Annotated in this window: 27 protein-coding genes and 1 pseudogene; 7 read left to right on the top strand and 21 right to left on the bottom strand. The window is 40.4% G+C overall.

The features are described 5' to 3' along the window. Positions 1-3: 3 nt before the first annotated feature. The 5 genes from CJ239_RS04715 to CJ239_RS04695 all read right to left on the bottom strand — a co-directional run bounded on the left by CJ239_RS04715 (position 4) and on the right by CJ239_RS04695 (position 5734). Entirely contained in the window at positions 4-324 is a 321-nt protein-coding gene (locus CJ239_RS04715; RefSeq protein WP_000665422.1) for a PadR family transcriptional regulator, read from the bottom strand. Positions 325-458: 134 nt separating this feature from the next. Further along, complete coding sequence (metG, locus tag CJ239_RS04710; protein ID WP_102210722.1) at positions 459-2456, bottom strand: methionine--tRNA ligase; 1998 nt, start codon at positions 2454-2456, stop codon at positions 459-461. A 123-nt stretch (positions 2457-2579) separates the two neighbouring features. After that, positions 2580-3839 carry an ABC transporter permease gene (locus CJ239_RS04705; protein WP_102210721.1) on the bottom strand — a complete coding sequence of 420 codons (1260 nt, stop codon included), beginning with the start codon at positions 3837-3839 and terminating at the stop codon, positions 2580-2582. A 1-nt stretch (position 3840) separates the two neighbouring features. Next, complete coding sequence (locus CJ239_RS04700; RefSeq protein ID WP_102210720.1) at positions 3841-4542, bottom strand: ABC transporter ATP-binding protein; 702 nt, start codon at positions 4540-4542, stop codon at positions 3841-3843. After that, on the bottom strand, positions 4526-5734 hold the full coding sequence (locus CJ239_RS04695; RefSeq protein ID WP_180958215.1) for an efflux RND transporter periplasmic adaptor subunit: 1209 nt from the start codon (positions 5732-5734) through the stop codon (positions 4526-4528). The genes CJ239_RS04700 and CJ239_RS04695 overlap by 17 nt, the downstream gene beginning before the upstream one ends. A gap of 288 nt (positions 5735-6022) precedes the next feature. On the opposite strand from CJ239_RS04695, the gene gor reads away from it, so the two are divergent. Both gor and CJ239_RS04680 read left to right on the top strand, forming a co-directional pair. Beyond that, on the top strand, positions 6023-7369 hold the full coding sequence (gene gor, locus CJ239_RS04685; RefSeq protein ID WP_102210717.1) for a glutathione-disulfide reductase: 1347 nt from the start codon (positions 6023-6025) through the stop codon (positions 7367-7369). Between the two features lie 190 nt (positions 7370-7559). After that, positions 7560-8096 (top strand): biotin transporter BioY, encoded by a 537-nt coding sequence (locus CJ239_RS04680; RefSeq protein ID WP_102210716.1) that lies wholly within the window; start codon positions 7560-7562, stop codon positions 8094-8096. A gap of 159 nt (positions 8097-8255) precedes the next feature. Here CJ239_RS04680 and CJ239_RS04670 read toward each other — a convergent pair whose 3' ends face one another. Continuing rightward, the gene (locus CJ239_RS04670; RefSeq protein ID WP_102210715.1) at positions 8256-8471 is read right to left on the bottom strand and encodes a YdbC family protein; all 216 of its coding nucleotides are present in this window, start codon (positions 8469-8471) and stop codon (positions 8256-8258) included. Positions 8472-8569: 98 nt separating this feature from the next. On the opposite strand from CJ239_RS04670, the gene CJ239_RS04665 reads away from it, so the two are divergent. Continuing rightward, the gene (locus CJ239_RS04665; protein WP_102210714.1) at positions 8570-8890 is read left to right on the top strand and encodes a hypothetical protein; all 321 of its coding nucleotides are present in this window, start codon (positions 8570-8572) and stop codon (positions 8888-8890) included. A gap of 30 nt (positions 8891-8920) precedes the next feature. Here the strand turns inward: CJ239_RS04665 and CJ239_RS04660 are convergent, their stop codons facing one another. From CJ239_RS04660 to rpsP, 7 genes and pseudogenes are all read right to left on the bottom strand, one after another. Then, complete coding sequence (locus CJ239_RS04660; RefSeq protein WP_001196038.1) at positions 8921-9259, bottom strand: ATP cone domain-containing protein; 339 nt, start codon at positions 9257-9259, stop codon at positions 8921-8923. Between the two features lie 11 nt (positions 9260-9270). Beyond that, positions 9271-9990 carry a tRNA (guanosine(37)-N1)-methyltransferase TrmD gene (gene trmD, locus CJ239_RS04655; RefSeq protein ID WP_102210713.1) on the bottom strand — a complete coding sequence of 240 codons (720 nt, stop codon included), beginning with the start codon at positions 9988-9990 and terminating at the stop codon, positions 9271-9273. Beyond that, positions 9980-10498, bottom strand: a complete 519-nt coding sequence (rimM, locus tag CJ239_RS04650) for a ribosome maturation factor RimM (RefSeq protein WP_102210712.1) — start codon at positions 10496-10498, stop codon at positions 9980-9982. The genes trmD and rimM overlap by 11 nt, the downstream gene beginning before the upstream one ends. 30 nt (positions 10499-10528) lie before the next feature. Then, positions 10529-11317, bottom strand: a complete 789-nt coding sequence (locus tag CJ239_RS04645; RefSeq protein WP_102210711.1) for an alpha/beta fold hydrolase — start codon at positions 11315-11317, stop codon at positions 10529-10531. Between the two features lie 97 nt (positions 11318-11414). Beyond that, positions 11415-11714, bottom strand: a pseudogene (locus tag CJ239_RS04640) (MazG nucleotide pyrophosphohydrolase domain-containing protein); the annotation flags it as partial. A 182-nt stretch (positions 11715-11896) separates the two neighbouring features. After that, positions 11897-12136: an RNA-binding protein KphA gene (gene kphA, locus CJ239_RS04630; protein ID WP_000379617.1), complete on the bottom strand. Its 240-nt coding sequence runs from the start codon at positions 12134-12136 to the stop codon at positions 11897-11899. A 19-nt stretch (positions 12137-12155) separates the two neighbouring features. After that, positions 12156-12428 (bottom strand): 30S ribosomal protein S16, encoded by a 273-nt coding sequence (gene rpsP, locus CJ239_RS04625; protein ID WP_000268760.1) that lies wholly within the window; start codon positions 12426-12428, stop codon positions 12156-12158. Between the two features lie 198 nt (positions 12429-12626). On the opposite strand from rpsP, the gene CJ239_RS12120 reads away from it, so the two are divergent. From CJ239_RS12120 to CJ239_RS04610, 3 genes are all read left to right on the top strand, one after another. Beyond that, the gene (locus CJ239_RS12120) at positions 12627-12752 is read left to right on the top strand and encodes a hypothetical protein (RefSeq protein ID WP_000693059.1); all 126 of its coding nucleotides are present in this window, start codon (positions 12627-12629) and stop codon (positions 12750-12752) included. Positions 12753-13079: 327 nt separating this feature from the next. Beyond that, positions 13080-13289, top strand: a complete 210-nt coding sequence (locus CJ239_RS04615; RefSeq protein ID WP_102210710.1) for a hypothetical protein — start codon at positions 13080-13082, stop codon at positions 13287-13289. A 108-nt stretch (positions 13290-13397) separates the two neighbouring features. Next, on the top strand, positions 13398-14222 hold the full coding sequence (locus tag CJ239_RS04610) for a peptidylprolyl isomerase (RefSeq protein ID WP_102210709.1): 825 nt from the start codon (positions 13398-13400) through the stop codon (positions 14220-14222). Positions 14223-14409: 187 nt separating this feature from the next. On the opposite strand, the gene CJ239_RS04605 is transcribed toward CJ239_RS04610, so the two are convergent. From CJ239_RS04605 to CJ239_RS04570, 8 genes are all read right to left on the bottom strand, one after another. Then, positions 14410-15951, bottom strand: coding sequence for an ABC-F family ATP-binding cassette domain-containing protein (locus tag CJ239_RS04605; protein WP_000025378.1), 1542 nt, complete (start codon positions 15949-15951; stop codon positions 14410-14412). Position 15952: 1 nt separating this feature from the next. Continuing rightward, positions 15953-16435, bottom strand: coding sequence for a VanZ family protein (locus CJ239_RS04600; RefSeq protein ID WP_102210708.1), 483 nt, complete (start codon positions 16433-16435; stop codon positions 15953-15955). Next, positions 16435-17520, bottom strand: coding sequence for a 23S rRNA (adenine(2503)-C(2))-methyltransferase RlmN (gene rlmN, locus CJ239_RS04595; RefSeq protein ID WP_102210707.1), 1086 nt, complete (start codon positions 17518-17520; stop codon positions 16435-16437). The genes CJ239_RS04600 and rlmN overlap by 1 nt, the downstream gene beginning before the upstream one ends. Positions 17521-17540: 20 nt before the next feature. Further along, on the bottom strand, positions 17541-18071 hold the full coding sequence (locus tag CJ239_RS04590; protein ID WP_102210706.1) for a YutD family protein: 531 nt from the start codon (positions 18069-18071) through the stop codon (positions 17541-17543). Positions 18072-18227: 156 nt separating this feature from the next. Then, the gene (gene sodA, locus CJ239_RS04585; RefSeq protein WP_000974733.1) at positions 18228-18833 is read right to left on the bottom strand and encodes a superoxide dismutase SodA; all 606 of its coding nucleotides are present in this window, start codon (positions 18831-18833) and stop codon (positions 18228-18230) included. Between the two features lie 99 nt (positions 18834-18932). Beyond that, positions 18933-19127: a hypothetical protein gene (locus CJ239_RS12115; protein WP_257994426.1), complete on the bottom strand. Its 195-nt coding sequence runs from the start codon at positions 19125-19127 to the stop codon at positions 18933-18935. 76 nt (positions 19128-19203) lie between these two features. Further along, a complete protein-coding gene (holA, locus tag CJ239_RS04575) occupies positions 19204-20241 on the bottom strand; it encodes a DNA polymerase III subunit delta (protein ID WP_102210705.1) in 1038 nt (345 codons plus the stop codon). A 32-nt stretch (positions 20242-20273) separates the two neighbouring features. Next, positions 20274-21209 carry a dihydroorotate oxidase gene (locus CJ239_RS04570; RefSeq protein ID WP_102210704.1) on the bottom strand — a complete coding sequence of 312 codons (936 nt, stop codon included), beginning with the start codon at positions 21207-21209 and terminating at the stop codon, positions 20274-20276. Between the two features lie 226 nt (positions 21210-21435). On the opposite strand from CJ239_RS04570, the gene gdhA reads away from it, so the two are divergent. Continuing rightward, positions 21436-22782, top strand: coding sequence for an NADP-specific glutamate dehydrogenase (gene gdhA / locus CJ239_RS04565; protein WP_061088174.1), 1347 nt, complete (start codon positions 21436-21438; stop codon positions 22780-22782). The last annotated feature ends 25 nt before the right edge of the window (positions 22783-22807 follow it).

The following is a 22807-nucleotide window of genomic DNA, read 5'->3' as shown; positions in this document are numbered from 1 at the left end:
GGTTTAACCCCCATTCTTAATTCCTTCTACTTTTTGACTCAAATCGTCCCATTGTTGCCAAAAGACTGAGACACGCTCTTCTCCTTCTTTCGTTAACGAAAAATACTTCCGATCTGGACCATCTGGCGACGGACGCATGTCGCCTCTTATCCATTGATTTTTTTCTAACTTTTGCAACAAAGGGTAAATAGTTCCTGGAACGATAGTATCAAATCCAGCCTCTCGCAAAGTCTGAACCAACTCATAACCATATCGCTCTTTTTGACCAATCATATCCAAGACACAACCTTCAAGAACACCCTTTAACAGTTGAGTTTCTTTCATCCCTTCTCCCTCCTCGCCTATTTTGTAATACCTATTAGTAGCTTCACCTATAGTATACTACTTTCAAACTAGTTTGTAAAGCATAATAGTTAAAATAAAAAAACAGAACTAGCATAAACTAGTCCTGTCTATTGTTACCCAATCACACTTCCGTTTGGTACAGCTGGATCAACTGTTAGAAGGGTTAATTTTCCATCATGTTCAGCTGAGAGAATCATACCTTGGCTGACATATTTTTTCATCATCTTACGCGGTTTGAGGTTGGCAACGATTTGGACTTTCTTGCCGACCAATTCTTGTTCGTTTGGATAGTACTTCGCAATTCCTGAAAGAATTTGACGATCTTCACCATCACCTGCATCCAAGCGGAATTGAAGCAACTTATCAGAACCTTCCACTTTAGACACTTCTTTGACTTCTGCAACACGAATTTCAACCTTGTCAAAGTCTTCAAACTTAATTTCTTCCTTGTTTAGTTTGAGTTCAACTTCATCTGGATTCCATTCTTTTTCAACAGCTGGCTTGTTGCCCTCCATTTGTTCCTTGATATAGGCGATTTCTTCTTCCATATCCAAACGTGGGAAGATTGGTGTTCCTTTGGCAACTACTGTTACACCCTCAGGGAAGTCAGCCAAGCTCAAGTTTTCAAGGCTCGCTACTTCTTCCAAGCCAAGTTGAGTCAAGACTGCACGACTGGTTTCCATCATAAATGGTTCAATCAAGTGGGCTACGACACGAAGGCTAGCTGCCAAGTGGCTCATAACACTTGCTAATTGATTACGGAGAGCTTCATCCTTAGCCAAGACCCATGGAGCTGTCTCGTCGATGTATTTGTTAGTACGAGAAATCAGAGTCCAGACTGCTTCTAAAGCACGTGGGTAATCAACTGCTTCCATGTGTGTATGGTAATCAGCGATTGATTCGGCAGCTACTTGGGCAAGAGCATGGTCAAATTCTGTCACACCCTCTACATAGTCAGGGATTTTTCCATCAAAATATTTGTTAATCATGGAAATCGTACGGTTAAGGAGGTTCCCAAGATCATTGGCCAATTCGTAGTTGATACGGCCTACATAGTCTTCAGGAGTGAAGGTTCCGTCTGAACCAACTGGAAGGCTACGCATGAGGTAGTAACGAAGTGGGTCAAGCCCATAACGCTCTACCAACATTTCAGGGTAAACGACATTTCCTTTAGACTTAGACATTTTTCCGTCTTTCATGACAAACCAACCATGGGCAATCAAACGGTCTGGCAATTTGATATCCAACATCATAAGAAGGATTGGCCAATAGATTGAGTGGAAACGAAGTATGTCTTTCCCCACCATATGGAAGACAGTTCCATTCCAGAACTTGTCAAAGTTACCATGTTCGTCTTGATCATAGCCAAGCGCTGTCGCATAGTTCAGAAGGGCATCAATCCAGACGTAGACAACGTGTTTTGGATTAGATGGTACTGGAACACCCCATGTAAAGGTTGTACGAGAAACAGCCAAGTCTTCCAAACCTGGCTCGATGAAGTTACGCAACATTTCATTGAGACGACCATCTGGAGTGATGAACTCAGGATGGGCTTTGAAAAATTCGACCAAACGGTCTTGGTATTTGCTGAGGCGAAGGAAGTAGGATTCTTCAGATACCCATTCCACTTCGTGACCTGATGGAGCGATTCCACCAGTCACATTTCCAGCTTCATCACGGAATACTTCCGCCAGCTGGCTTTCTGTAAAGAATTCCTCATCTGAAACTGAATACCAACCAGAGTATTCACCCAAGTAGATGTCATCTTGAGCCAGCAAGCGTTCAAAGACCTGCGCCACTACTTTTTCATGGTAGTCATCAGTTGTGCGGATAAATTTATCGTATGAGATATCTAGTAATTGCCAGAGTTCTTTGACTCCAACTACCATCCCATCAACATAGGCTTGAGGTGTGATGCCAGCTTCTTCAGCTTTTTGCTGAATCTTTTGACCATGCTCATCAAGCCCTGTCAAATAAAAGACATCGTAGCCCATCAGGCGTTTGTAACGGGCTAGGACATCACAGGCGATGGTTGTGTAGGCAGAACCGATATGGAGTTTCCCAGATGGATAGTAAATCGGCGTTGTAATATAAAAATTCTTTTCAGACATAATTTTTCCTTTCCAGGCAAATGAAACCTGTTTTTCTAACACTTCATTATATCACATTTTTAATGATTTTCGATAGAGAAATCCATACAAAAACAAGATAGACGAGTGTCCATCTTGTTGATCTTATTCATAACGAAGGGCTTCGATTGGATCAAGTTTCGATGCCTTGTTGGCTGGCAAGACCCCAAAAACTATACCCACGCTAGCCGAAACTGCAAGACTAAATAGGGCAACTGGGAGCGATACTCCCACTTCTATACCCGCAATCAATCCTTGCAATAGCAAACCTGCTAAGGCAGTTAAACCACTTGCAATTGTCAATCCAATCAAGCCACCTAACAAGGTCAAAATCATGGATTCAATCAAAAACTGGATTAAAATATTAGCACGCGTTGCACCCAAAGCCTTACGGAGACCAATCTCACGAGTACGCTCTGTTACTGAAACCAGCATGATATTCATAACACCAGTTCCTCCAACAAAGAGAGAAATTCCTGCGATGGCACTAATAATCGTCGTCATAAAACTAAACGATTGTTGAACTTCTGCAAATACAGCTGACTCATCTGCTACTTGATATTCTCCCTGTTGCAAGCCAGCAAGCTCTGTCATTTTTCGTGCTAATTCTGGCCCCAGAGTTTGAGTCAAGCTTGTGTCATTCACTCGAAAGACAATATTAGCAATTTCATCTACATTAAAATTCGCAGCAAGGGAGATATTTGTGGTAATAGGCAAGCCACCAAGACCATACATTTTTGAATTTTTAGATTCTGGGCTAGTATAAACACCAATGACTCGATAACTAAAACCATTGACTTCCACAACCTTGTTAATAGCCTCTTGAGGAGATCCAAATAGACTAATGGATAATTCTTCATCAAGCAAAATGACACTTGCAAATTCTTTGAAATCTTGTTCTCTCAGACTACGACCTGCAAGAATTTCATTGTTAACAGCCTCCATATAAGTTCTGTTTCCACCTGTCAAATTGGCATTTTCAACCTTTTTATCTTTATAAGTCAAGATGGCGTTCGTTGAGTTGGTTACATAGTAATTATCCACTCCCTTGAGTTTGGCTGCCTCCTTGACCCAAGATTCTTGCGGTTTTGGTGGTTCAACATGAACTTCCTCTTCTTTTCCAGAAACCGTAAAAGCTGATTGTTTCTGAGTAAAAGACCCATCTTTACTTTTTTTAGAAGAGAAAAAGACACTGATATTCTTCTGAGATCTGGTCATGTTTTTATTGAGCTGTCGAGACATAGAATCTCCCAGAGCCATAATCACAACAACGGATGAAACACCGATGATAATCCCAATCATGGTAAGCAAAGAACGCATCTTATGAGCCATGATAGATGAAAAGGCAAATTTCAGATTCTGCATCTTAGTTTTCCTCCTTTTCTAACTGAGCACTATCAGACGAAATAACTCCATCTCGAATGACAATCTGACGTTTGGCATAAGCAGCTATTTCAGGCTCATGCGTTACCATGATAATAGTTTTTCCTTCTTTGTTCAAGTCAACCAATAGTTGCATAATTTGATTCCCTGTTTTGGTATCCAAGGCTCCTGTCGGTTCGTCTGCTAGGATAATAGAAGGATTGTTTACCAAGGCACGCGCAATGGCTACACGTTGCTTTTGACCTCCAGATAATTCCGAAGGTAAATGGTGACTACGTTCTGTCAATTCAACCTTATCAAGATATTCCTCAGCTAACTTGCGCCGTTTTGAAGCCGAAACTCCTGCATAAATCAAGGGTAATTCTACATTTTGCAGAGCATTGAGTTTGGATAGAAGAAAGAACTGCTGAAAAACAAATCCGATTTGTTGATTGCGAACCTTGGCTAGTTGTTTTTCACCAAGTCCAGCCACTTCTTGGCCTTCAAGATAATATTCTCCACTACTTGGTGTATCCAACATACCAATCGTATTCATGAGAGTAGACTTACCAGAACCTGATGGTCCCATAATGGCAACAAACTCACCCTCATTCACTTCAAGGTTAATATTTTTGAGTACCTGCAGTTCTTGGTCACCATTACGGTAACTTCTGCAGATATTTTGTAGACTAATTAGTTGCTTCATCAGCCTTCACCTCTTTTCCTTCCTCTAGAGAAGACGTTGGGTTACTGATGACCTTGACTCCATTTGTCAGACCTGAAGTGATTTCTTGGTTGTCTGCATCAGCATTACCCAAACCAACTTCCACTTTCTTGGCCTTTTTCTGCTCGTCAAGCACCCAGACATAGTTCTTATCATTTTCAGTCACAACACTTGTTAGAGGAACCAAAATGGCTTTACTCTTATTCTTGACCTCAACACTTACTGAGAATCCTTGTTTCAAATCACCAATTTCACTTGTAACATCAATGGTATATGGATATTTAGAACCAGAATTACCAGCTGCTGTGGCAGGAGTTGCACTTGCTGCTTCGCCATTGTTTTTAGGGTAGTCGGAGATATAGCTAATCTTACCAGTCCAGCTCTTATCTCGATAAACTTTAGAAGTGAAGGTTACTTCTTGTCCTACAGATAGGTTGGCAAGGTTGTATTCAGATAGTTCGCCCTTAACTTGTAAGTTTTCATTGCTTACAATATGAACCATCACCTGACTAGCTCCTGTTGGAGATTTTGAAACATTGCGGTTGACTTCGACTACAGTTCCTTCTAGGGTACTGAGAACAGTCGTTGCATCCAACTGACTTTGAGCCTTGCTTAATTGCGCTGCTGCATCTGCACGGGCATCACGAGCATCACCCAGTTGTGCATCAATAGATGAAACTGAATTTCCTGAGACTGGAGCTGGAGTTTGGGCTGCAGCACCTTCTCCTCCTGCTGACACTGGTAACTGTGGAGCCGGAGCTGAAGCGGCTTCATTTCGTGCTTGATTGAGTTCATTGATATGACGATCTGCCTTAGCTACTGCTCGACTAGCTGAATCATAGGCAGCCTGGGCTTCTGAACTACTGTACTTGACTAAAGCCTGCCCTTCACTAACCTTATCACCCACAGAAACAAGGATTTCATCTAAATCTCCCTTACTAGCATCAAAATAAACATATTGTTCATTTTTTGCTGTTACTGTCCCTGACAATAAGACAGAAGATGCCACGCTTCCCTCCTTAGCAACAACAAGATGAGTAGCTTCATCTTTTACAGCAGTATGAGAAGGTTGTCTAAAGAGCAAGATCCCCCCAGCCCCCAATACAACTACACTGGCAGCACCAATTGCTGCATACAATTGCCACTTTTTAGCTTTACCATTCTTTTTCATAATGAAACTCCTTTTTTGATTTAAAGTCCTTAACAATATTATACAAAAATTCCCAAATATAAACAATAACATTTTAGAACGAAATAATGACATTTCAGGATTCACTTATTGTTCGGATTTTTTGTTTAGTTATTGTACTAGATATATCATACACTTTATTTTTCTTTTTTGCAAGCCTTTTCTTTAATTTTTTGAACGTAGCAGATTTTTGCAATCAAATCAAAAAAAAGATAGAATATGACTATCAAAAAATGACACTCTACTATTTAAAAGAGTACAAAGGAGTTTTCAATGAGAGAATATGATATCATTGCTATCGGTGGAGGTAGCGGAGGAATTGCTACCATGAACCGTGCTGGTGAACACGGAGCCAAAGCGGCCGTTATTGAGGAAAATAAATTAGGTGGAACCTGTGTCAACGTCGGTTGTGTTCCTAAAAAAATCATGTGGTACGGGGCACAAATCGCTGAGACTTTCCATCAATTTGGAGAAGACTATGGCTTTAAGACTACTAATCTAAACTTTGACTTTGCAACCCTACGTCGCAATCGTGAAGCCTACATCGATCGCGCTCGTTCTTCTTATGATGGCAGTTTTAAACGCAACGGCGTAGACCTGATTGAAGGCCATGCTGAATTTGTAGATTCTCATACTGTCAGCGTAAATGGTGAACTCATTCGTGCTAAACATATCGTGATTGCTACTGGTGCCCATCCAAGTATTCCAAATATTCCTGGTGCTGAACTAGGTGGTTCTTCTGATGATGTATTTGCCTGGGAAGAACTTCCAGAGTCAGTTGCTATTTTAGGTGCTGGTTATATCGCCGTTGAATTGGCTGGTGTTCTCCACACTTTTGGTGTCAAGACAGACCTCTTTGTTCGCCGCGATCGTCCTTTACGTGGTTTTGATTCTTACATCGTTGAAGGTTTGGTCAAGGAAATGGAAAGAACAAACTTACCACTTCATACTCACAAAGTCCCTGTCAAGTTAGAAAAAACTGCTGAAGGCATTACCATTCATTTTGAAGATGGTACTAGTCACACAGCTAGCCAAGTTATCTGGGCTACAGGTCGCCGTCCAAATGTTAAGGGTTTGCAACTTGAAAAAGCTGGAGTAACTCTGAACGAACGTGGCTTTATCCAAGTGGATGAATACCAAAATACTGTTGTTGAGAGAATCTACGCTCTAGGTGATGTAACAGGCGAAAAAGAACTAACTCCAGTTGCTATCAAGGCTGGACGTACTTTATCTGAACGTCTCTTTAACGGCAAAACAACTGCTAAAATGGACTACTCAACTATTCCAACCGTTGTCTTTTCACACCCTGCTATCGGAACTGTTGGATTGACAGAAGAGCAAGCTATTAAAGAATACGGTCAAGACCAAATCAAGGTTTACAAATCAAGCTTTACTTCTATGTACTCTGCTTGCACTTACAACCGTCAAGAAACACGTTTCAAATTGATCACAGCTGGTTCGGAAGAAAAAGTTGTCGGACTTCATGGAATTGGATACGGTGTTGATGAAATGATTCAAGGATTTGCTGTTGCTATCAAAATGGGAGCAACCAAGGCAGACTTTGATGCAACTGTGGCGATTCACCCAACTGCATCCGAAGAATTTGTAACCATGCGTTAATCGACACAAAAGAAGCTGATACAAATGTGTCTGCTTCTTTTTTAATGATTTTCGAGTCGATGAAAACAACTTACCCAATCAGCAAAATCGGCCGTTACAGTTTTTTGTTACCTTTGTTACAGAAACAGGTTGACAATAATATTAAATTAAGTATAATAGTTACTATACATAAGAAAAGAGGTTAACTATTTTGAAAAAAGCTCACGTTTATGCTATCCCTGCTATTGGGGCTGCTCTCATTGCTGTTTTGGCACAAATCAGTCTTCCAATTGGACCTGTTCCCTTCACTCTGCAGAACTTTGCAATCGGCCTGATTGCTACTGTCTTTAGACCGAGAGAGGCTGTACTTTCTGTTGGACTTTATCTTCTTCTAGGTGCTATCGGTCTTCCTGTCTTTGCAGGAGGTGGAGCTGGATTTCATGCTTTGATTGGTCCTACTGCAGGCTATCTTTGGTTTTATCTTGTTTATTCTGGACTTACCTCTTCTCTAACTAACAGTGATAGTGGTTTTGTCAGAATTTTTCTAGCAAATCTCTTGGGAGATACACTTGTTTTTGTTGGTGGGATCATTGGATTACATTTCCTAGCTGGAATGCCATTTGAAAAAGCTCTTGCTGTGGGGGTATTTCCCTTTATCATCCCAGATCTTGGTAAAATTATTGCTATTAGTTTTATTAGCCGTCCATTACTTCAACGCCTTAAAAATCAAGCTTACTTTGCTAACTAAAAAAGGATATAGAGTTGTCATGACTCAGTATCCTTTTCTTTCATTTTGAAAACTTATACTCTTCGAAAATCAAATTCAAACCACGTCAGCTTCGCCTTGCCGTACTCAAGTACTGCCTACGGCTAGCTTCCTAGTTTGCTCTTTGATTTTCATTGAGTATTAGTTGCCTTTAAAGGCATCCACCATGGTTTGAAATTCTTCATTTGAGAGAGTAATTCCTTTGCCCATTTTAGTATGATCTGGGTTCCAAGCACGAATATCAAACTTTGCAGGGGCACCATTAAAGCTCACACGGTTGATTTCCTTGGTCCAACCTTTTTCGTTTTCAGAAAGAGTCAACAAGTGCTCTTCGATTTCAAATGTAAATTCTGCCATTTTCTTCTCCTTTTTTAGCTTTCATTAGTTTATTCGTAAAATCTTGTAGATTTTAGGAAAATTTTATATAATATTGATATAAAAGAAGGGAGGCCAATATGAGACATAAATTCCATCAAGTTCTAAATAAAATACATGACTTTTTAAATGGACATGACCAACCTGATCAGACTGAAACCAACTCCCATACAGCCACTATTGAAGAGGCTATCCAGAAACAAACCGCTGTTCACCTTATCTTGTCTGAGACAAGTTTTACAGGTGACATCATCAAATACGATCAGCAACGCCAGCAAATTATCGTGAAAAATTTTGCCAAAAATGTGACCCGTATTATCCGCATAAGCGATATTCAACGCCTGCGATTTGTCCCTTCAACCGTCCAAACAGCCCAAAAAAATAGATTTAAGAAAGAGTGAGATGTAGTTGCTTCATCCCACTCTTTTTTCTTAGCGAATTTGTTCAAAATGTAAATGAACAGCGATATGGTCTCCATAACCACTTCTTTCCAAGTCACGTTGTAGACGATAGGAAATGTAGTGTTCTGCAATGGTAATGTAACCTGCACCCAGTAAACGATGTTCAACCAAAGACTGAATCATGCTGATGGTAGCACGTTCCACCTTGGCTTCTTCCAAATCCAAAACGACTTTCTTAGTGACTTGTGCAAGATTTTGACGCAAATCATCTGTCAATACATAGACAGTCTGGGCTGCCTTTAAGATAGCTTGGTAAATCTTATCTGGATTAAATTCAGCAATTTCTCCATCACGTTTGATTACTTGCATAGCTTTCTCCTTTATTCTTTGTTTTCTTTAATTTCTGTCAGCATTTTTTCTTCTTCTGCTGTTAGTTGATAATGTTCAAGCAAATCCGGTCTGCGTTCATAGGTTTTCTTCAAACTCTCATACAATCGCCACTGACGAATTTTTTCATGGTGCCCGCTCATCAGTACATCTGGCACGACCATCCCTCGATAATCATAGGGGCGTGTGTACTGAGGATATTCAAGAAGGCCAGAAGAAAAACTATCATCTTGGTGGCTAGACTCCTTACCAATCACTTCTGGAATCAGGCGAACCGTAGCATCAATCATGGTCATAGCCGCCAACTCTCCACCAGTCAGGACATAGTCACCCAAAGAAATCTCATCCGTTACCAAGGTCTTAATGCGCTCATCATAACCCTCGTAGTGCCCACAGATAAAGATCAGTTCTTCCTCTTGAGCCAAATCCTCGGCATAAGCTTGATCAAACTGCTTTCCAGCAGGATCGAGGAGAATAACGCGCGGATTTTTCTTTTCAATAGCATCAAAGGCATCGAAAATGGGTTGGGCTCGTAGCAACATCCCCTGACCGCCTCCATAGGGCTCATCGTCGACATGGCGGGCCTTTTCAGCATATTCTCGAAAATTATGATACTGGATATCCAAGAGCCCTTTTTCACGTGCCTTTCCAACGATTGAGTGCTCTAGCGGAGAAAACATCTCTGGAAAAAGGGTTAAAATATCAATCTTCATCGTCTAACCCTTCTAAGATTTCCACATCGACGCGGTTATTTGGAATATCAACATTGAGAACCACTGGTGGGATATAAGGCAATAACAAATCACGCTTGCCTTTTCGCTTGACCATCCAGACATCGTTAGCACCTGGTTGCAGGATTTCCTTGATGGTTCCAATCAAATTATCACCCTCATAGACTTCCAAACCGATAATCTCGTGATAATAAAATTCACCATCATCTAAATCGTTTAAATCTTCCTCAGCAACCTTGAGACTGTATCCCTTGTACTTTTCGATAGCGTTGATATGGTACATATCTTTGAATTTAATAATGTCAAAGTTCTTCTGTTTACGGTGGCTAGCTATGGTCACTGTTTGAACGAACTGATCTTTTTCATCAAACAAAGCCAGCTCGGCTCCTTTTTTAAACCGTTCTTCTGCAAAATCCGTCACAGACAAGACTCGCATCTCACCCTGCAAACCCTGCGTATTGACGATTTTCCCAACATTAAAGTAGTTCATCTTGTCTCCTGTAGTCTCCTTCTTTCCATATTATTCTGACAATTCTTGAATAATAGCCGCAATTTTTTCTGATTCTGACCATTGTAAATAATGGTGATTCCCTCCTAAAATGAGTTTAGTATTGGAAGTCCAATATTCTGATTCTCTGTACTCTTTTTCTCTATAAGGCTGACAAAAAACAAATACAGGAACATGAGATTCTATCGACAAATTCTCAAAATCTTCCTCAGTAATCTCTCCAGATATCTGAAATTCTGGATCTTGATTTTCCAACTCTGAGCCTTTTTCTTGCATTAATTCCCAGATTTCTTTATTAATTTCAGGGCTAAATGTCTCTTGAGTTAAGTTCTTAAAATAAAGTTCAGGACCACACTCGTCAATCAGCCTCATCTGCCTTTCCATTTCTGGATAAGGATTTTCTGAAAAATCAGCCAACATGACTTTTTTAGTTGTCGGTTCAATTGCTAGTAAAGCCTGACACTTAATTGGTTTCTTGAGTAATTTGCAAGCTAAAATTCCACTCAAACTATGTGCACAAAGTATATATTCAGAAATCCCTAATTCTTCAAGTGCTTCATAAACCGCATCTGCAAGATTATCTAGATTTTTTCCAGTTTGGTCATGAATCGGACTCCTACCTGTGTTCGGAAAATCAATTGTCAAATAACCAATTGTAGGAGGAAGTTTTTCAAGTATAAGTGAAAAATTTTCATAACTTGGTAGCAAACCTGCGCCACTTAAACAAACTAGCATTTTCTTTTGCTTTTGATAAGTAACAGAAAGACTACCAATTTCTGTAGATACTTCAAACCTCTTCATAAAGAAATCCACTCATTCTGTATAATGAATTATTAAAAATCCTTATCCTTTATTTTATCACGTTCTAGGGATTTTCTCAAGTTAGAGAAAAAGTATGTCAACTCTCGAATTCCTTCAAAAATCCTTCCAAATCACGTTCATGTTGGTACTTAATGGCTGCAGTTTTGTCTTTCTCAAAGATGGTATTTGTTAAGTCAATGTCATTGATAGCCGCGATTGCGACGGTGTAGTAAATAATATCAGCTAGTTCTTTAGCAAGTTCCTCATTCAAGTCTTGAACCCCATCTTTTCGGCCAGAGTGCCCGTTCAAAACTTCGGCTACTTCTCCGACTTCCTCCACTAGCTTGATAAAGAGACATTCCTCAGTTCGAGACTGCTGATAATGTTCGAGTAATACTCTTCGAAAATCTCTTCAAACCACGTCAGCATCGCCTTACCATACTCAAGTACAGCTTGTGGCTAGCTTCCTAGTTTGCTTTTTAATTTTCATTAAGTATAAGTAGTCTTGTAATTGTCTAAACGTTAAATCCTTCATATCCTACTCCTTGCAAAAAAAGCGAGACATCCGTCCCGCCCTTCTTATTTTTCGTCAATAACGATTCTTACTTTTTTATCTTCAGTTGGGACAGAGTAGACAATCGTTCTTATCGCAGAAATAGTGCGACCCTTACGACCAATTACACGACCCACATCGCTTTGATCAAGATCCAAATGATATTCCAAAAACTCTGGTGTATCTTCAATCTTGATAGTTAAGGCATCTGGTTGTGAAATCAAGGGTTTCACAATCGCAATAATGAGATTTTCAATCGTATCCATCTGTCAACCTACTTTAAACTTATTTTGAGAATTTAGAATCGTGGAATTTCTTCAATACACCTTCTTTTGAAAGGATGTTGCGAACTGTATCTGAAGGTTGAGCTCCATCAGCCAACCATGCAAGAACGCGGTCTTCTTTCAAAGTTACTTGGTTTTCAGCAACAAGTGGGTTGTAAGTTCCAACTGTTTCGATGAAACGTCCGTCACGTGGTGAACGTGAATCTGCTACGTTGATACGGTAGAAAGGTTTTTTCTTAGAACCCATACGAGTCAAACGGATTTTAACTGCCATTTTTAAAGTCTCTTTTCTTATTTTTTATTTCGGTGAAATAGCTGAGCTATTTAGCACATGTTCTATTATAGCAGATTTCTGACAGGTGTCAAGAAAAAAACTTGACATACTATAAAATTTTTAAACCATTTAGAAATTTGTTAGAAGTAGGAAATAAATGTTTGAAAGAGGCTATCAGTGAATACTATTTTATACTCAATGAAAATCAAAGAGCAAACTAGGAAGCTAGCCGCAGGTTGCTCAAAGCACTGCTTTGAGGTTGTAGATAAGACTGACGAAGTCAGTTACATATATCTACGGCAAGGCAAAGCTGACGTAGTTTGAATTTGATTTTCGAAGAGTATTAGAAACATTTTATAAAGACCATCAACTCAAACCCATATCGCCTGAACGTGATTTGGATGCTTGGCTTCTAAATCCCAAGCCTGTTCCCAAAAGAAACATGGAATTATTAACAGATGATTTACTAGCAGGAGATATCATTCTACTCTGGAGAATCCAGTTTGGCACTTTTACCACCGAAACCTGGTTTCCTAAATACTTCGAGTACACTTATGGTATTGATACCCCTAAGCATCTAAAACTCTGGTAGAAAAAGGTTATACTGTCATTGAAACTGCATTTGACTCACTTGACCATCTGAATGCTACAATGAAAAAGAATATTCTGAAAAGCAAGGGAATTGCAGGACTATCTAAGATGAAGGCTGCCGATCTGGACCAAGCCCTTCATGACAACTTTTCAGAAGAAGAATTAGCAAGTCACTTTTCGATTCGTGGCTACAAATTGAGTCCAAAGGGAGAGCAGATACTGGAACAGTACCAGGAAATTATCGACCGGTATCCAAAGAAAAATCTCTAATCAAGCGACTTTGGGATTGATTTTCTCTAAAACTGTCTTGTCACTAATATTTGAAATCCACTTCCTTTTAGGGTACAATGGTAGAAATGAATTTTTGAGAGGAACAGAATGAAAAAACTAGCAACTCTTCTTTTACTGTCCACTGTAGCCCTTGCTGGATGTAGCAGCATCCAACGCAGTTTGCGTGGTGATGACTATGTAGATTCTAGCTTGGCTACTGAGGAAAGCTCCAAAGCAGCAGCACAATCTGCCAAGGAGTTAAACGATGCTTTAACAAACGAAAACGCCAATTTCCCACAACTATCTAAAGAAGTTGCTGAAGACGAGGCTGAAGTGATTCTCCACACAAGTCAAGGAGATATCCGTATCAAACTCTTCCCTAAACTCGCTCCTCTAGCGGTTGAAAACTTCCTCACTCATGCCAAAGAAGGCTACTATAACGGCATTACCTTCCACCGTGTCATCGATGGCTTCATGGTTCAAACTGGAGATCCAAAAGGGGACGGTACAGGTGGTCAGTCCATCTGGCATGACAAAGATAAGACTAAAGACAAGGGAACTGGCTTCAAAAACGAGATTACTCCTTATCTCTATAACATCCGTGGTGCTCTTTCTATGGCTAATACTGGTCAACCAAACACCAATGGTAGCCAGTTCTTCATCAACCAAAACTCTACAGATACCTCTGCTAAACTCCCTACAAGCAAGTATCCAAAGAAAATCATCGAAACCTATAAAGAAGGGGGAAACCCTAGTCTAGATGGCAAACACCCAGTCTTTGGTCAAGTGATTGACGGTATGGATGTAGTAGATAAAATTGCTAAAGCCGAAAAAGATGAAAAAGACAAACCAACGACTGCTATCACTATCGACAGTATCGAAGTGGTGAAAGACTACGATTTTAAACTCAATGAAAATCAAAGAGCAAACTAGGAAACTAGCTACAGGCTGCTCAAAGCACTGCTTTGAGGTTGTGGATAGAACTGACGAAGTCAGTAACTATACATAAGGCAAGGCGACGTTGACGCGGTTTGAATTTGATTTTCGAAGAGTATTAAATCTTAAAAACCTAAAAAATACAGTACCCACATTCGGTACTGTATTTCTTTTACTCTCATTCTTAAGTTAAATTATTAAAATCCCAGATTTGGTCCATCCAGCCTTCATAGAAGTCTGGTTCGTGACAGACCATAAGAATAGATCCCTTATATTCTTTGAGAGCGCGTTTGAGTTCATCCTTGGCATCCACATCCAAATGGTTGGTCGGCTCGTCCAGCACTAAAACATTGTTTTCACGATTCATCAAGAGACAGAAACGAACCTTGGCTTGTTCCCCACCTGACAAGACCTGAATTTGACTTTCAATATGCTTGGTTGTCAAACCACAACGGGCAAGGGCTGCACGGACTTCTGCTTGATTGAGGGCTGGAAAGGCATTCCAGACAGCCTCTAGTGGTGTTTGACGATTGCCACCTTCTACTTCCTGCTCAAAGTAACCAAGTTCTAGGTAATCACCTCGTTCAACTTCCCCAGCGATTGGTGGAATAATACCCAAGAGAGACTTCAAGAGAGTTGTTTTCCCTATACCATTGGCACCGATAATAGCAACCTTTTGATTGCGTTCAAAGGTAAGATTTAAAGGCTTGGTCAGAGGACGGTCGTAACCAATTTGCAAATCTTTGGCTTGGAAGATAAAGCGCCCTGGCGTACGAGCTGGTTTGAAATCAAAGGATGGTTTTGGTTTCTCACTTTGCAGTTCGATAATATCCATCTTATCCAATTTCTTCTGACGAGACATGGCCATGTTTCGTGTTGCAACACGCGCTTTGTTTCGTGCCACGAAGTCCTTGAGGTCCGCAATCTCTTTCTGCTGACGTTCGTAGGCTGCCTCTAGCTGAGATTTCTTCATAGCATAGACTTCTTGGAACTGGTAGTAGTCACCAGAGTAACGCGTCAGCTGTTGATTCTCTACATGGTAGACAATATTAATCACATCGTTCAGGAATGGAATATCGTGCGAAATAAGGACAAAGGCATTCTCATAGTTTTGGAGATAGCGCTTGAGCCAGTCAATATGCTCAGCATCCAAGTAGTTGGTTGGCTCGTCCAGAAGTAAGATATCAGGCTTTTCAAGGAGAAGCTTGGCCAAAAGCACTTTGGTTCTTTGCCCACCTGACAAAGAGGTTACATCCGTATCCATGCCAAAGTCCATGACACCAAGGGCACGCGCCACTTCATCAATCTTAGCATCCAAGGTGTAAAAATCACGACTCTCCAGACGGTCTTGGAGTTCACCCACTTCTTCCATGAGAGCATCAACATCCGCTCCGTCTTCAGCCATTTCCATATAGAGGTCATTGATACGGGCTTCAGCTTTGAATAGCTCATCAAAGGCTGTACGGAGAACATCACGAACAGATTGGCCTTCAGCAAGAACGGAGTGCTGGTCTAAGTAGCCTGCCGTCACATATTTGGACCACTCAACCTTTCCTTCGTCTGGCAACATCTTACCAGTCACAATGCTCATAAAGGTTGATTTCCCTTCACCATTGGCACCGACTAGACCGATATGTTCTCCCTTGAGGAGACGGAAGGACACATCTTCAAAAATTGCACGGTCACCAAAACCGTGACTCAGATTTTTAACTTCTAAAATACTCATTTTAATTCCTTATCTTGTTTTTATGTAATTGTTTATAGAGGAGCCAAGCCAGATAGCCACCCAAGGTATTGGTCCACAAATCATCAATCTCAAAGACGCGATTAAAATCAAAGAAAAAGTCCAAGACTAACTGCGTACACTCAATTCCAAGACTCACTAGAAAACTGAAAAGTAGCACTCTTTTTATTTTCCTTAAATTTGGAAAGAGATAGATAAGTTGAAAAATCAGAGGGAAGAGCAAGAAGACATTGAGGATATTTTGTAAAAAAATCCAACATAATTGTCCCATATCACTCACTTCACCCAGTTTCCAGAAAGAATTGAAAGGCGTCAAAAGAAAAACCAGGCGTCCAAGATGCTGAATACCTGGAGTTTCCACTCCCACAGGAGAATGTTCTTGAGGAGTAAAGCAAAAGTAAACGATACAAATGCTATAGAAAATGACTCCCCAGACCAAAATATGATTATAAGTTTTCTTCATCATTAAGGATTGACCGCTGTGACTGCTTTCTGGCGGTCACGTTTCATTGTGTTAGAGCGCAATTGTCCACAAGCTGCATCAATATCAGTACCGTGCTCTTGACGAACCACACAGTTGACCCCTTTTTTCTTAAGCGTATCATAAAAGGCCAGGACGCGCTCTTTCGGACTACGGCTATATTGGTCATGCTCACTAACTGGGTTATAAGGAATTAAGTTTACATAAGACAATTTCTTGATATTCTTGAGCAATTCAGCCAATTCCAAGGCTTGTTCTACACCATCATTGACTTCATTGAGCATGATATACTCAAAGGTCACACGACGATTAGTTGTCTCAATGTAGTACTCAATAGCAGCAAAGAGTTTTTCAATCGGAAAGGCACGGTTAATCTTCATGATGCTTGAGCGTAATTCATTGTTAGGTGCGTGAAGAGAAACGGCAAGATTGACCTGAACTCCTTCATTAGCAAAGTCACGAATTTTATGGGCCAAACCTGAAGTTGAAACCGTAATATGACGAGCACCGATGGCCATTCCCTTGTCATCATTAATGGTACGAACGAAATTCAAGACATTGTTGTAGTTATCAAATGGTTCACCAATTCCCATGACAACGATATGGCTGACGCGTTCGTCCTGACCACGCTCATCAAAGTATTTCTGAACCAGCATGATTTGCGCTACGATTTCACCGTTATTGAGGTCGCGTTGTTTCTTAATCAAACCAGAGGCACAGAAGGTACAACCGATATTACAGCCAACCTGAGTGGTCACACAGACTGACAAACCATAGTGTTGACGCATGAGTACTGTCTCAATCAGCATTCCATCTGGCAATTCAAAAAGATATTTAACTGTCCCATCAGCAGACTCTTGAACGATACGTTGTTTCAAGGGATTGACCACAAACTGGTCATTAAGCTTAGCAATCAAATCCTTGGAAAGGTTGGTCATCTCTTCAAATGACTGGACACGTTTACGGTAAAGCCATTCCCAGATTTGATCTGCACGGAATTTCTTTTCTCCCTGCTCCAAAACCCATTCCTGCATGGTTTGACGTGTTAAACTATAAATTGACGGTTTCATTTCTTCTCCTTATTCTCTACTCACTTCTGACGAATGACAAAATGACGTTGCCCCTTGTCCTCTTTCTGAGAATGCTGGTCTTTCTGACGACGTCTATTTTTCTTATCTGCATTCGGTTTTCGTTTGGTTTGAGCCTGTTTCTTTCCTTTTCTAGAAGACGATTCTTCTTCCTTCTTACGCATTTTCTTGTCAAATGATGCTCGCTTAGGGGCTTCATTTTCTAAGACAAAATAGGCACAACCATAACTACAATACTCTAAAAGGTAGTCTTGTAAACGACTGATTTTTTCAAGTTTTTCTTCTGTTCGGTCATCCTTGTAAAAACCTCGTAGGCGAAGCTGTTCATTACTCCAGTCCCCAACGATATAATCAAACTTGGTTAAGACTTCTGAAAAACGCTGATTAAAAGCCGTCACATCAAAGGCATCCTTGATATTTTCAACCAAGGAAAAAACTATCCCTTCCGTTTCGACCTTGTCCCCGTGTAAATGGAACTCAGGACCAGGAAACTTGTTATAGTTGTATAATTCAGGTGCAATTTCTTTTCGCATAGATATCCTTTTTCCACGATTACTTAATACTTTATTCTACCATAATTTCTAGCAGTTAGCACGTTTCTCATAAAAATGAAAAAAGTCTGACGATTTTGTCAGACCAGAATCATATAACCTAAAAAAGAGAAGAACAATTCTTCCCTCCATATACCATTATTTAGCTGCTGCGTACAATTCATCTACTTTATTCCAGTTGATCACTGAGAAGAAAGCTTTGATGTAGTCAGGACGCACGTTGCGGTATTTCACGTAGTAAGCATGTTCCCAAACGTCCAAGCCCAAGATTGGTTTTTTGCCTTCTGAGATTGGTGTGTCTTGGTTTGCTGTTGAAGTCACTTCAAGTTTACCTTCTTTGTTGACAACCAACCATGCCCATCCAGAACCGAAACGAGTTGTTGCTGCTGCAGTGAAGGCTGCTTGAAATTCTTCAAATGAACCAAATGTTGCATCGATTGCTGCTGCAAGTTCTGCTGAAGGAGCTGTTTTCTCAGGAGTCATCAATTCCCAGAAAAGAGCGTGGTTCAAGTGTCCACCACCGTTGTTGATAAGTGCTTGACGGATATCAGCTGGAATAGATTCTACATCAGCAAGCAAGGCTTCAAGGTCTTCACCGATTTCAGGGTGTTTTTCAAGAGCTGCATTGGCATTGTTGACATAAGTTTGATGGTGTTTGTCATGGTGCAAGTGCATTGTTTCCGCATCGATGTATGGTTCCAAAGCGTCGTATGCATATGGAAGATCTGGTAAGATAATAGCCATCTGTAATACCTCTTTTTCTTTCTATATGAAAATGATAACGCAAACATTCACTTTTTTCAAGTTTTTTGCTTATAGATGAAGAAATCACTGAAATACTTTCTAATAATACTCTTCGAAAATCTCTTCAAACCGCGTCAACGTCGCCTTGCCATACGTATGGTTACTGACTTCGTCAGTTCTATCCACAACCTCAAAACAGTGTTTTGAGCTGACTTCGTCAGTCTTATCTACAATCTCAAAGCAGTGCTTTGAGCAATCTGCGTCTAGTTTCCTAGTTTGCTCTTTGATTTTCATTGAGTATAAAACAAGCAAATCACTAAGAAACCCACGACAAGATAGTCATGACGCAGGTTGTAGTTTCAAAAAAATATCAATTTACCTGACTAGCAATCTGTAAGAGTGCCTTTTCAAAAAGGAAACCTTTTTCATAAAGACCTGTCTTAATCTGATAGTCTGTCTCAATCAAATAGGAAATAGCTTGCTTCAAAAAGCTCAATGAAAGTCCTCTTGAATCCCTCAACGCAAACTTGATTTGATAGGGATTGGGATTGCGTCCGAGAAAACTGCCTAAACTACTTGCAATCTGAGATTCTGCTTGTCCAGACTCCGACAAAATTTTCACCTGAGTAAAAGTCCGAAATTGTCCTAGCATGACTGCAATCAGTTTGATTTCATCTTCACCTTGCAAGGTCAAGTCTCTAACCAAATCGCGCGCCTGATCCATCTTTTTAGTCAGAATAAACTGAGTTAAATCAAAAATATTGTCCTGCAAGGTCTTGGGAATAGCATTGACAATATCTTCTTCCTCGATAACAGAGTCTTCCTTATAGGACTGTAAAAAGAGGAGATTTTTCTGGACTTCGCTAAATTGAAAACCCGACTTGACGAGAAGATTTTCAAAAGAATGATTGGCAAACTGCAGACCTTCTTTCTGGCTCCACTTTTGGAAATACTGGCGCAATTCTTGTTCTTTTGCTTCTACTGCATCAAAGACCTTGGCATCCCGCTTAAGTAATTTAACCAACCGTCTTTTGCTATCCATTTTTCCTTCTGCAAAGATTAACAACTTGGTTGTTGGTGAAGGATTATCAAGGTATTCCTCAAATGACTTGAGCTCATCATCTGTCAAAAAGCGCTTTTTAACAGTCGTGATATCGACAAAATGATCCAATATCACGATTTTCTCATCCGCAAAGAAAGGAAGGCTGACCAACTCCAGTTCCACATCCTTGTAAACTACTTCTTTCATATCAAAGTAGGCAAAGTTGAGGTCAGCAGAATCATAGCCAATCTGTTTCAATACTTGACTCTTCATAACTTCAAACTGACCCTGGTCTGTCCCTGTAAAAAGGCTCAGGCTCGGTAGATTTGCTAGAGTCAGTTTTTGACTTTCTTCAATGGCTAGCATCTTCTCTCCTTTCTTCTGATTTTTTAATGAATTTAGTCAATATAGCGCAATTTCCCACGGAAATCTTCTAGGCTCTCGTACCCTTTTTCCACCATGATTCCTTTCAGTTCATTGGTAATGCGTTCAAAAGCTCCAACACCTTCTTTATGAAGGGTTGTTCCTACCTGCACCATACTTGCTCCACAGAGGATATGTTCAAAGGCATCACGACCAGTCAACACGCCACCAGTTCCGATGATTTGGATTTGAGGATTTAAGCGTTGGTAGAAGGCGTGAACGTTAGCTAAAGCAGTTGGTTTAATATACTCCCCACCAATGCCCCCAAAACCATTTTTAGGACGGATAACGACAGACTCATCTTCTATATAAAGGCCGTTTCCGATAGAGTTAACACAGTTGACAAACTTGAGCGGGTACTTGTTGAAAATAGCTGCCGCTTGGTCAAAGTGAACAATATCAAAATATGGTGGCAATTTAATTCCCAGAGGTTTGGTAAAGTAGGCAAATACTTCTGCCAAAATCCGATCTGTTGTCTCAAAATCATAGGCAATCTGAGGTTTTCCTGGAACATTTGGACAGGAAAGATTTAGCTCAGTCAGACCACAAAACTCACTCTCTTGGACTTTTTTCAAGATAGTATGGGTTTCCTCTGGAGACATACCGACTAGAGATAGGAAGAAAGTTCGATTTGGCTCTTTTTCCTGCAAATCCAAAAGATAGTCCAAATAATAGTCTAAGCCATTATTCGGCAAGCCCATAGAGTTAATGGAACCAAGTGGAACATCTTGATAGCGTGGCTCAGGATTTCCCTGACGAAAGTCCAAGGTCGCAGTCTTGGTAACAAAAGTACCTGCTGCTGAGTTTTTGACCCCTTCTAGTTCCTCTATCGTCATACAAGCCACACCTGCTGCATTCATCAAACAATTGTCAAACTCAAAACCAGCAATTTGTGTTTTCGTTGATACCATGATTCTAATCCTCCAGATTCCTTTTATTGCTAATATTATACCATATTTTCATATTTTCTCTTTGAGAAAGATATTTCCAAGAAAAAGGTTCGTATTTTATGAATTAAAGAAAAATCCGGAACTGAATTGATAGAATTTTTAGAAAATTTTTGTTTTTCTCTTTACAGTTAAAAAAAATTCTGCTATAATGACACACATAATTAAATTAGAATTTAAGGAGAACAATATGACATCTGCTAAAGAATATATCCAAAGCGTGTTTGAAACTGTAAAAGCTCGTAACGGGCACGAGGCTGAATTCCTCCAAGCTGTTGAAGAATTTTTCAACACTTTGGAACCTGTATTTGAAAAACATCCTGAGTATATCGAAGAAAATATCTTGGCACGCATTACTGAGCCAGAGCGCGTGATTTCTTTCCGTGTTCCTTGGGTTGACCGTGATGGAAACATTCAAGTAAACCGTGGTTACCGTGTTCAATTCAACTCAGCTGTTGGACCATACAAAGGCGGACTTCGTTTCCACCCAACTGTAAACCAAGGGATTTTGAAATTCCTCGGATTTGAACAAATCTTTAAAAACGTCTTGACTGGACTTCCAATCGGTGGAGGAAAAGGTGGATCAGACTTCGATCCTAAAGGTAAAACAGATGCTGAAGTGATGCGCTTCTGCCAAAGCTTCATGACTGAATTGCAAAAACACATCGGACCATCACTTGACGTACCTGCTGGTGATATCGGTGTTGGTGGACGTGAAATTGGTTACCTTTACGGTCAATACAAACGCCTTAACCAATTTGATGCTGGTGTCTTGACTGGTAAACCTCTTGGATTTGGTGGTAGCTTGATTCGTCCAGAAGCAACTGGTTACGGTTTGGTTTACTACACTGAAGAAATGCTTAAAGCAAACGGCAACAGCTTTGCTGGTAAGAAAGTGGTCATTTCAGGTTCTGGTAACGTTGCCCAATACGCTCTTCAAAAAGCGACTGAACTCGGTGCAACTGTTATCTCTGTTTCTGACTCAAATGGTTATGTCATCGATGAAAACGGTATCGACTTTGATCTTTTAGTAGATGTTAAAGAAAAACGTCGTGCTCGTTTGACTGAGTATGCTGCTGAAAAAGCAACTGCAAGCTACCACGAAGGTTCTGTATGGACTTACGCTGGAAACTATGATATTGCGCTTCCATGTGCTACTCAAAACGAAATTAACGGTGAAGCAGCTAAACGTTTGGTTGCTCAAGGCGTTATCTGTGTATCTGAAGGTGCCAACATGCCAAGCGACCTTGATGCCATCAAAGTTTACAAAGAAAATGGTATCTTCTACGGACCTGCCAAAGCTGCCAACGCTGGTGGTGTAGCCGTTTCAGCCCTCGAAATGAGCCAAAACAGCCTTCGCCTCTCATGGACTCGTGAAGAAGTTGATGGACGTCTCAAAGATATCATGACAAACATCTTCAACACAGCTAAAACAACTTCAGAAACATATGGTCTTGATAAAGACTACCTCGCAGGAGCTAACATTGCTGCCTTTGAAAATGTAGCAAATGCCATGATTGCCCAAGGTATTGTTTAAGAATTACCAAGAGACTGGGACAATA

Source organism: Streptococcus sp. UMB0029 (assembly GCF_002871495.1).
Taxonomy (GTDB): Bacteria; Bacillota; Bacilli; order Lactobacillales; family Streptococcaceae; genus Streptococcus.
Note: the sequence above shows the minus strand (reverse complement) of the source record. Positions and strands in the feature narration are given on the sequence as shown.

Bases quoted from the DNA above. Each gene is read 5' to 3' on its own strand.
- CJ239_RS04715 (WP_000665422.1), bottom strand. From the start codon at position 324: ATGAAAGAAACTCAACTGTTAAAGGGTGTTCTTGAAGGTTGTGTCTTG.
- metG (WP_102210722.1), bottom strand. From the start codon at position 2,456: ATGTCTGAAAAGAATTTTTATATTACAACGCCGATTTACTATCCATCT.
- CJ239_RS04705 (WP_102210721.1), bottom strand. From the start codon at position 3,839: ATGCAGAATCTGAAATTTGCCTTTTCATCTATCATGGCTCATAAGATG.
- CJ239_RS04700 (WP_102210720.1), bottom strand. From the start codon at position 4,542: ATGAAGCAACTAATTAGTCTACAAAATATCTGCAGAAGTTACCGTAAT.
- gor (WP_102210717.1), top strand. From the start codon at position 6,023: ATGAGAGAATATGATATCATTGCTATCGGTGGAGGTAGCGGAGGAATT.
- CJ239_RS04670 (WP_102210715.1), bottom strand. From the start codon at position 8,471: ATGGCAGAATTTACATTTGAAATCGAAGAGCACTTGTTGACTCTTTCT.
- CJ239_RS04665 (WP_102210714.1), top strand. From the start codon at position 8,570: ATGAGACATAAATTCCATCAAGTTCTAAATAAAATACATGACTTTTTA.
- CJ239_RS04660 (WP_001196038.1), bottom strand. From the start codon at position 9,259: ATGCAAGTAATCAAACGTGATGGAGAAATTGCTGAATTTAATCCAGAT.
- trmD (WP_102210713.1), bottom strand. From the start codon at position 9,990: ATGAAGATTGATATTTTAACCCTTTTTCCAGAGATGTTTTCTCCGCTA.
- rimM (WP_102210712.1), bottom strand. From the start codon at position 10,498: ATGAACTACTTTAATGTTGGGAAAATCGTCAATACGCAGGGTTTGCAG.
- CJ239_RS04645 (WP_102210711.1), bottom strand. From the start codon at position 11,317: ATGAAGAGGTTTGAAGTATCTACAGAAATTGGTAGTCTTTCTGTTACT.
- kphA (WP_000379617.1), bottom strand. From the start codon at position 12,136: ATGGATACGATTGAAAATCTCATTATTGCGATTGTGAAACCCTTGATT.
- rpsP (WP_000268760.1), bottom strand. From the start codon at position 12,428: ATGGCAGTTAAAATCCGTTTGACTCGTATGGGTTCTAAGAAAAAACCT.
- CJ239_RS12120 (WP_000693059.1), top strand. From the start codon at position 12,627: ATGAAAATCAAAGAGCAAACTAGGAAGCTAGCCGCAGGTTGCTCAAAG.
- CJ239_RS04615 (WP_102210710.1), top strand. From the start codon at position 13,080: ATGAAAAAGAATATTCTGAAAAGCAAGGGAATTGCAGGACTATCTAAG.
- CJ239_RS04610 (WP_102210709.1), top strand. From the start codon at position 13,398: ATGAAAAAACTAGCAACTCTTCTTTTACTGTCCACTGTAGCCCTTGCT.
- CJ239_RS04605 (WP_000025378.1), bottom strand. From the start codon at position 15,951: ATGAGTATTTTAGAAGTTAAAAATCTGAGTCACGGTTTTGGTGACCGT.
- CJ239_RS04600 (WP_102210708.1), bottom strand. From the start codon at position 16,435: ATGATGAAGAAAACTTATAATCATATTTTGGTCTGGGGAGTCATTTTC.
- rlmN (WP_102210707.1), bottom strand. From the start codon at position 17,520: ATGAAACCGTCAATTTATAGTTTAACACGTCAAACCATGCAGGAATGG.
- CJ239_RS04590 (WP_102210706.1), bottom strand. From the start codon at position 18,071: ATGCGAAAAGAAATTGCACCTGAATTATACAACTATAACAAGTTTCCT.
- sodA (WP_000974733.1), bottom strand. From the start codon at position 18,833: ATGGCTATTATCTTACCAGATCTTCCATATGCATACGACGCTTTGGAA.
- CJ239_RS12115 (WP_257994426.1), bottom strand. From the start codon at position 19,127: ATGAAAATCAAAGAGCAAACTAGGAAACTAGACGCAGATTGCTCAAAG.
- holA (WP_102210705.1), bottom strand. From the start codon at position 20,241: ATGCTAGCCATTGAAGAAAGTCAAAAACTGACTCTAGCAAATCTACCG.
- CJ239_RS04570 (WP_102210704.1), bottom strand. From the start codon at position 21,209: ATGGTATCAACGAAAACACAAATTGCTGGTTTTGAGTTTGACAATTGT.
- gdhA (WP_061088174.1), top strand. From the start codon at position 21,436: ATGACATCTGCTAAAGAATATATCCAAAGCGTGTTTGAAACTGTAAAA.